This window comes from Acidobacteriota bacterium (assembly GCA_018001935.1).
GTDB lineage: Bacteria > Acidobacteriota > JAAYUB01 > JAAYUB01 > JAAYUB01 > JAGNHB01.
This window is the reverse complement of record JAGNHB010000062.1, coordinates 1-990: the sequence shown is the minus strand read 5'-3', so window position 1 is coordinate 990 and position 990 is coordinate 1. Positions and strand designations below refer to the sequence as shown.

The 990-nt window shown below is 62.2% G+C and carries 1 protein-coding gene; it reads right to left on the bottom strand.

All coding sequences use genetic code 11. The features are described from left to right. Window positions 1-91 precede the first annotated feature (91 nt). On the bottom strand, window positions 92-358 hold the full coding sequence (locus tag KA419_17775) for a DUF4342 domain-containing protein (protein MBP7867783.1): 267 nt from the start codon (window positions 356-358) through the stop codon (window positions 92-94). Between the last annotated feature and the right edge of the window lie 632 nt (window positions 359-990).

Genomic DNA, 990 nt, shown 5'->3' with positions numbered 1-990 from the left:
GCGGGTTGAGTAAGCGAACAAAATGATCACGTCCGCGTCGGGACGACGCGTAGGAACCTCTTGTCCGCGTCGGGACGACGCGTACGAACGGCTACTCCTCGACTTTCTCCACCACGATGGTGAGCTTGGCCACCAGGGCCGCCAGCGCGCCGATGGCGGCGAAGACGGGCAGCAGCGCCGCGCCCACCACCCCGAGGGTCAGGGGGACCTCCAGGAGGGATTTCCCCTCCTCGTTCTTCAGCACGATGCGGCGGATGTTCCCCTCGTGCACCAGCTCCTTGATCTTCTGAACCACCTGGGAGCCGTCCACGCGGAACTCTTCGGTGCGAAAGCGCCGGGGGTCGGGATCTTCACTCATGGCCTCTTCTCCTTCCGCAACAGACCGTCCCGGTGTTGCTGGCCATGATACGTGAAAACCGGCTCCGGTGTTCCCGGCTGCTCCCGAGGACCGGCGGTGTGCCCGAGGCATCGTCGTTCCCCGGCTCCGGAGGCGCCGCGGGCGTGCAGGCGCAGCAGAACCATCGCAGCGGCCGGTCCGGAGGGGGCCTCAGTGTCGGGGCGGAGCGGGGAAGGGGGAGAGCGGGCGGGATCGAACGGAGGGGCTGATCGGGGGGACCGGCCGTCGACGGCCGTGTGGCCGGGCGGCGGGCCCCCCGCGGTGAAAAAACACCTGGCGGAGGGCATCGAGCCCGGAGAGGGTCTTCATGGGAAAGACGAAAAACAGAATGAGGATGAGACGCACCATGGTCTCCTCGGGAAGTCGAGGAAATTGAACGGCCTTACATCAATACAGATCGCCGGGGGGAGGAAAAGTCGCGGAAATTTTCCCGCTGTTTTCCGTTCGGTCATTTCGTGTTTTTTCAGGTTATACTCGGCGACTTATATAATTGCGCATAATCTCCTGAGATTAGCACTACCATCTCGCCAGGATTCGAACAGATCCTCGACGGTCTCCTCAATCGATTTCAGCGTATGAAAATACCTATTATG